Origin of the sequence: Citrobacter sp. wls619 (assembly GCF_005281345.1) — a bacterium.
GTDB lineage: Bacteria > Pseudomonadota > Gammaproteobacteria > Enterobacterales > Enterobacteriaceae > Citrobacter.
The window spans coordinates 1-7,789 of record NZ_SZXJ01000081.1 but is presented as its reverse complement, the minus strand read 5'-3'; the positions used below and the strand labels follow the sequence as shown (position 1 = coordinate 7,789).

The 7,789-nt window shown below is 52.5% G+C and carries 4 protein-coding genes and 2 pseudogenes; all 6 read left to right on the top strand.

Annotated features, from left to right (window positions below; translation table 11 throughout):
- Window positions 1-1,572, top strand: a pseudogene (gene ftsK / locus FDX19_RS16195) (DNA translocase FtsK); the annotation flags it as partial.
- Window positions 1,573-1,683: 111 nt separating this feature from the next.
- A complete protein-coding gene (gene lolA / locus FDX19_RS16190; protein WP_040233939.1) occupies window positions 1,684-2,295 on the top strand; it encodes an outer membrane lipoprotein chaperone LolA in 612 nt (203 codons plus the stop codon).
- 10 nt (window positions 2,296-2,305) lie between these two features.
- On the top strand, window positions 2,306-3,649 hold the full coding sequence (gene rarA / locus FDX19_RS16185; protein ID WP_137383502.1) for a replication-associated recombination protein RarA: 1,344 nt from the start codon (window positions 2,306-2,308) through the stop codon (window positions 3,647-3,649).
- A 92-nt stretch (window positions 3,650-3,741) separates the two neighbouring features.
- On the top strand, window positions 3,742-5,034 hold the full coding sequence (serS, locus tag FDX19_RS16180) for a serine--tRNA ligase (RefSeq protein WP_137383501.1): 1,293 nt from the start codon (window positions 3,742-3,744) through the stop codon (window positions 5,032-5,034).
- A gap of 236 nt (window positions 5,035-5,270) precedes the next feature.
- Window positions 5,271-7,715 (top strand): dimethylsulfoxide reductase subunit A, encoded by a 2,445-nt coding sequence (dmsA, locus tag FDX19_RS16175; RefSeq protein ID WP_137383500.1) that lies wholly within the window; start codon window positions 5,271-5,273, stop codon window positions 7,713-7,715.
- Between the two features lie 10 nt (window positions 7,716-7,725).
- Window positions 7,726-7,789, top strand: a pseudogene (locus FDX19_RS16170) (dimethyl sulfoxide reductase subunit B); the annotation flags it as partial.

The following is a 7,789-nucleotide window of genomic DNA, read 5'->3' as shown; positions in this document are numbered from 1 at the left end:
CCGCAGCAGCATTATCAGCAGCCGCCGCAGGAAAGCCTGATCCATCCGTTGTTGATGCGTAATGGCGACAGCCGCCCTGTACAGCGTCCGACGACGCTGCTGCCATCGCTGGATCTGCTCACCCCACCACCGGCGGAAGTTGAGCCAATAGATACATTCGCGCTGGAGCAAATGGCGCGTCTGGTGGAAGCGCGTCTGGCCGATTTCCGTATTAAAGCCGATGTGGTGAACTACTCGCCCGGACCGGTCATTACCCGTTTTGAGCTAAATCTGGCACCGGGTGTTAAAGCTGCGCGTATTTCTAACCTTTCCCGGGATCTGGCGCGCTCGCTATCAACCGCGGCAGTTCGTGTGGTGGAGGTTATTCCGGGTAAACCGTATGTCGGACTGGAGTTGCCGAACAAAAAACGCCAGACCGTCTATCTGCGTGAAGTACTGGATAACGCGAAATTCCGTGATAATCCGTCACCGCTTACTGTCGTTCTCGGCAAGGACATTGCTGGTGAACCTGTGACTGCCGATTTGGCGAAGATGCCGCATCTGTTGGTGGCAGGTACTACGGGGTCAGGTAAATCTGTTGGGGTCAACGCCATGATCCTCAGCATGCTCTACAAGGCGCAGCCGGAAGATGTTCGCTTTATCATGATCGACCCGAAAATGCTCGAGCTGTCGGTTTATGAAGGTATCCCGCATCTGTTGACTGAAGTTGTTACGGATATGAAAGACGCAGCCAATGCCTTGCGCTGGAGCGTTAATGAAATGGAACGCCGCTATAAGCTAATGTCAGCGCTGGGCGTGCGTAACCTTGCGGGCTACAACGAGAAGATTGCGGAAGCAGATCGTATGGGACGTCCAATCCCGGATCCGTACTGGAAACCAGGCGATAGCATGGATGTCACTCATCCGGTACTGAAAAAAGAGCCGTATATTGTGGTTCTGGTCGATGAATTTGCTGATCTGATGATGACTGTCGGTAAAAAAGTGGAAGAACTGATTGCCCGTCTGGCGCAAAAAGCGCGTGCGGCAGGTATCCACCTGGTGCTGGCGACCCAGCGTCCGTCGGTTGACGTTATCACTGGGCTTATCAAAGCAAATATCCCGACGCGTATTGCGTTTACTGTCTCGAGCAAGATTGACTCTCGTACCATTCTTGATCAGGGTGGTGCTGAATCCCTGTTGGGCATGGGCGATATGCTCTATTCTGCGCCAAACTCAACGATTCCGGTGCGTGTACATGGTGCTTTTGTGCGCGATGAGGAGGTTCACGCAGTCGTCCAGGACTGGAAAGCGCGTGGCCGTCCGCAGTATGTGGAAGGCATCACCTCGGACACCGAAAGTGAAGGTGGCGGCGGTGGTTTTGACGGCGGGGAAGAGCTGGATCCGTTGTTCGATCAGGCGGTGAATTTTGTTACCCAGAAACGCAAAGCTTCCATCTCCGGCGTCCAGCGCCAGTTCCGCATTGGTTATAACCGTGCGGCGCGCATCATCGAACAGATGGAAGCGCAGGGAATTGTCAGCGAGCAGGGACATAATGGCAATCGTGAAGTGCTGGCTCCACCGCCCTTTGATTGATTGCAAAGTTAAGTAATTCAGTATTTTCTACTTTCCTCATGCTGATTTTTGGCCTGAAATGGATAGCAGAAGGAGCTCCCCGTTGGGAGTGACGTATTTTGAGGAATAACGATGAAAAGAATCGCAATCACCTGTGCATTATTGTCGAGCTTTGTGGTGAGCAGCGTTTGGGCTGACGCCGCCAGCGACCTGAAAAGCCGTCTGGATAAAGTCAGCAGCTTCCACGCCAGTTTTACCCAGAAGGTAACGGATGGTAGCGGCGCAGCGGTGCAGGAAGGCCAGGGTGATTTATGGGTTAAACGTCCGAATCTGTTTAACTGGCATATGACACAGCCTGACGAAAGCATTCTGGTCTCTGATGGTAAAACACTGTGGTTCTTCAACCCATTTGTTGAGCAGGCGACGGCGACCTGGCTGAAAGATGCCACGGGGAATACGCCGTTTATGCTGATTGCGCGGAACCAGTCCAGCGACTGGCAGCAGTACAATATTAAGCAAAACGGCGATGATTTTGTGCTGACGCCCAAAACCAGCAGCGGCAACCTGAAGCAGTTCACCATCAATGTTGGCCGCGACGGAACAATTCATCAGTTTAGCGCCGTTGAACAGGACGATCAGCGTAGTAGCTACCAGCTGAAATCGCAGCAGAACGGCGCGATCGAACCATCAAAATTCACCTTTACCCCGCCACAAGGCGTAACGGTAGACGATCAACGTAAGTAGAGGCGCGTGAGTGGGCAACCTGTCGCTCGATTTTTCTGATAATACCTTTCAACCCCTGGCCGCGCGTATGCGGCCAGAAAATTTAGCGCAGTATATCGGCCAGCAACATCTGCTGGCTGCGGGTAAGCCCTTGCCGCGCGCCATCGAGGCCGGACACCTGCACTCCATGATTTTATGGGGACCGCCAGGAACCGGAAAGACCACCCTTGCCGAAGTGATTGCCCGTTATGCGAACGCTGATGTTGAACGTATTTCAGCCGTCACCTCGGGCGTGAAGGAAATTCGCGAAGCGATTGAACGTGCGCGTCAGAACCGTAATGCCGGCCGACGCACAATACTGTTTGTGGACGAAGTTCACCGCTTTAATAAAAGCCAGCAGGATGCTTTTCTTCCGCATATTGAAGATGGCACGATCACGTTTATTGGGGCGACCACCGAAAATCCCTCATTTGAACTGAACTCGGCGCTGCTGTCGCGGGCGCGCGTTTATTTACTGAAATCATTGACCACCGAAGATATCGAGCTGGTGCTGGATCAGGCGATGTCAGATAAAGCTCGAGGTTATGGCGGTCAGGATATCGTTTTGCCGAACGAAACGCGTCGGGCGATTGCAGAACTGGTAAACGGTGATGCGCGGCGGGCGCTAAATACGCTGGAAATGATGGCCGACATGGCCGAAGTGGATGACAGCGGAAAACGCGTTTTACACGCTACATTGCTGACTGAGATTGCCGGTGAACGTAGCGCGCGTTTCGATAATAAAGGCGATCGTTTTTACGACCTAATCTCAGCATTGCATAAGTCGGTCCGCGGTAGTGCACCGGATGCGGCTCTTTACTGGTATGCGCGCATCATTAGCGCAGGTGGTGACCCGCTCTACGTTGCCCGTCGCTGTTTGGCAATTGCCTCTGAAGATGTGGGAAATGCCGACCCTCGTGCGATGCAAGTGGCAATTTCTGCATGGGATTGTTTTACTCGCGTAGGTCCTGCGGAAGGTGAACGCGCTATTGCTCAGGCGATTGTCTATCTGGCCTGCGCGCCGAAAAGTAATGCGGTATACACCGCCTTTAAAGCCGCCCTGGCTGATGCCCGTGAACGCCCCGATTACGACGTACCGGTGCACTTGCGTAACGCGCCGACGAAGCTCATGAAAGAGATGGGTTATGGCCAGGAATATCGCTACGCCCATGATGAGCCAAATGCCTACGCTGCCGGAGAAGAATACTTCCCGCAGGAAATGGCACAAACGCGCTATTATCACCCGACAAACAGAGGTCTTGAAGGCAAGATTGGCGAAAAGCTCGCCTGGCTCGCCGGACAGGATCAAAATAGCCCTATAAAACGCTACCGTTAGTGTTATCGTTGCGGTAATGTTGTCAATGTATCCCTGTGACCGCAGGCTGTGGTCACTTTCTCCTATTTTAATTCGATAAGCACAGGATAAGCATGCTCGATCCCAATCTGCTGCGTAATGAGCCAGACGCAGTCGCAGAAAAACTGGCAAGCCGGGGCTTTAAGCTGGATGTAGATAAGCTGCGCGCTCTTGAAGAGCGTCGTAAAGTTCTGCAGGTACAAACTGAAAACCTGCAGGCAGAGCGTAACTCTCGATCGAAATCCATCGGCCAGGCAAAAGCGCGCGGGGAAGATATCGAGTCTTTACGTCTGGAAGTGAACAAACTGGGCGAAGAGCTGGATGCCGCGAAAGCTGAACTTGATACCTTACAGGCCGAGATCCGCGACATTGCGCTGACCATTCCTAACCTGCCAGCGGACGACGTTCCGGTAGGTAAAGACGAGAATGACAACGTTGAAGTGAGTCGCTGGGGTACCCCACGTGAGTTCGATTTCGATGTGCGCGATCACGTGACGCTGGGTGAAATGCACTCAGGTCTTGATTTCGCCGCTGCGGTTAAACTGACCGGCTCTCGTTTTGTTGTCATGAAAGGGCAGATTGCGCGTATGCACCGTGCGCTGTCTCAGTTCATGCTGGATCTGCATACTGAACAACATGGCTACAGTGAAAACTACGTTCCGTATCTGGTCAACCATGACACGCTGTACGGTACCGGTCAGTTGCCGAAATTTGCTGGCGATCTGTTCCATACGCGTCCGCTGGATGAAGAAGCCGACAGCAGCAACTATGCGCTGATCCCAACGGCAGAAGTTCCGCTGACCAACCTGGTACGCGATGAAATCATTGACGAAGACGCGTTGCCAATCAAAATGACTGCGCATACGCCATGCTTCCGTTCTGAGGCCGGTTCTTACGGCCGTGATACCCGCGGTCTGATCCGTATGCACCAGTTCGACAAAGTTGAGATGGTGCAGATTGTTCGTCCTGAAGATTCTATGGACGCGCTGGAAGAGATGACCGGTCATGCTGAAAAAGTACTTCAGCTACTGGGCCTGCCGTACCGTAAGATCGTTCTGTGTACTGGTGACATGGGCTTCGGCGCATGCAAAACCTACGATCTGGAAGTGTGGATCCCGGCGCAGAATACCTATCGTGAAATTTCCTCCTGCTCCAACGTGTGGGATTTCCAGGCTCGCCGCATGCAGGCGCGTTGTCGTAGCAAGTCTGACAAGAAAACGCGTTTAGTGCATACGCTGAACGGTTCTGGTCTGGCAGTGGGACGTACGCTGGTTGCCGTTATGGAAAACTACCAGCAAGCTGATGGCCGCATTCAGGTACCGGAAGTACTACGTCCGTACATGAATGGCCTGGAATTCATCGGTTAAGTCATTTTTCCTTGCTAAAAAAGCGCCTCAGGGCGCTTTTTTTACGCCCGTTTGATGCCGGACAATAACCCTTACTCCATTAGTGGTAATACTGCCTTCGAATGAAAGTCAGTATTTATCTCTGTCTTTGCATAAATTCGCTATATAACGGTCTGTATAACGATGGCATCGATATATAAACGACTATACAACGAACATTCCCTTTTTGTTTATTGTGAGCAGCAGAGTGAGCCACTATGAAAACTAAGATCCCCGATGCCGTGCTGGCAGCTGAGGTGAGTCGTCGCAGTTTGGTAAAAACGACGGCGATAGGCGGACTGGCAGTAGCTAGTAGCGCGTTTACCCTGCCATTTACCCGTATTGCAAACGCTGCAGATGCCATCAACCCGTCACCGGTCAACGAGAAAGTGATCTGGAGTGCGTGTACGGTAAACTGCGGTAGCCGCTGTCCGCTGCGTATGCATGTCGTAGACGGCGAAATCAAATATGTCGAGACCGACAACACGGGCGATGATAACTATGACGGCTTGCATCAGGTCCGTGCCTGCCTGCGTGGTCGCTCCATGCGTCGTCGAGTTTATAATCCCGACCGTCTGAAATACCCAATGAAGCGTGTCGGCAAACGCGGTGAAGGTAAATTTGAGCGCATCAGTTGGGATGAAGCCTACGATATCATCGCCAGCAATATGCAGCGTCTGATTAAAGACTACGGTAACGAGTCTATCTATCTTAACTATGGAACCGGTACGCTGGGCGGCACGATGACGCGTTCATGGCCGCCGGGTAAAACGCTGGTAGCACGTTTAATGAACTGTTGCGGCGGTTACCTGAACCACTATGGGGATTATTCTTCTGCGCAAATCGCGGCAGGACTGAACTATACCTATGGCGGATGGGCAGACGGTAACAGCCCGTCTGACATTGAAAACAGTAAGCTCGTTGTCTTGTTTGGTAATAACCCAGGCGAAACGCGTATGAGCGGTGGTGGGGTGACCTATTACCTTGAACAGGCGCGGCAGAAATCGAATGCCCGCATGATCATCATCGATCCCCGCTACACGGATACCGGTGCGGGACGCGAAGATGAATGGATCCCCATTCGACCGGGTACAGACGCGGCGCTGGTTAACGGTATTGCCTATGTGCTGATCAGCGAGAATATGGTTGATCAACCGTTCCTCGATAAGTACTGCGTGGGCTATGACGAAAAAACCCTCCCGGCGGGAGCGCCGAAGAACGGTCACTATAAGGCGTATATTCTCGGTCAGGGTAAAGACGGTATCGCGAAGACCCCGGAATGGGCTGCGCAGATAACCGGTATTCCTGCTGAACGAATTGTTAAGTTGGCGCGTGAAATTGGTAGCGCGAAACCCGCCTACATTAGCCAGGGCTGGGGACCGCAGCGCCACGCCAACGGCGAGATTGCGACCCGTGCCATTTCGATGTTGGCCATTCTGACCGGTAACGTCGGTATTAACGGCGGCAACAGCGGTGCACGTGAGGGATCATACGATTTACCGTTTGAGCGTATGCCAACGCTGGAAAACCCCGTCGAAACCAGTATCTCAATGTTTATGTGGACGGATGCGATTGAGCGTGGTCCGGAAATGACGGCGCTGCGCGACGGTGTTCGTGGTAAGGATAAGCTCGACGTTCCGATTAAGATGATCTGGAACTATGCCGGTAACTGCCTGATTAACCAGCACTCTGATATCAACCGTACGCATGAAATCCTGCAGGATGATAAGAAGTGCGAAATGATCGTCGTTATCGACTGCCATATGACCTCCTCGGCGAAATATGCCGATATTCTGCTGCCGGACTGCACGGCCTCTGAGCAGATGGACTTTGCGCTGGATGCATCTTGCGGGAATATGTCCTACGTGATTTTCACCGATCAGGCGATCAAACCGCGCTTTGAATGCAAGACTATCTACCAAATGACCAGCGAGCTGGCGAAACGCCTTGGCGTCGAGCAACAGTTTACGGAAGGCCGTACTCAGGAAGAGTGGATGCGTCATCTGTATGAACAGTCGCGCAAGGCTATACCGGAACTGCCAATATTTGAAGAGTTCCGTAAGCAGGGCATCTTTAAGCAGCGTGATCCTGAAGGACATCACGTGGCGTATAAAGCGTTTCGTGAAGACCCCAAAGCCAATCCGCTTACCACGCCGTCAGGCAAGATTGAAATTTATTCTCAAGCGCTGGCAGAAATCGCCGCAACCTGGGAATTGCCGGAAGGTGATGTGATCGATCCATTACCGATTTATACACCGGGCTTTGAAAGCTTAAACGATCCACTGGTGGAAAAATTCCCTCTGCAATTAACGGGCTTCCATTATAAATCTCGCGTCCACTCGACCTATGGCAACGTTGACGTTCTGAAAGCGTCCTGTCGCCAGGAAATGTGGATTAACCCGATGGATGCACAACGACGCGGTATTAACAACGGCGACAAGGTACGTATCTTTAACGACCGTGGCGAAGTGCATATTGAGGCTAAAGTTACCCCGCGTATGATGCCTGGCGTTGTCGCGCTGGGTGAGGGCGCCTGGTATGACCCGGATGTGAAACGTGTGGATCAGGGCGGTTGTATTAACGTGCTGACGACCCAGCGGCCTTCTCCTCTCGCTAAGGGGAACCCATCACATACGAACCTTGTTCAGGTTGAAAAGGTGTAAGGAGTAACCGATGACAACCCAGTATGGATTTTTTATTGATTCCAGCCGTTGCACCGGTTGCAAAACTTGCGAAC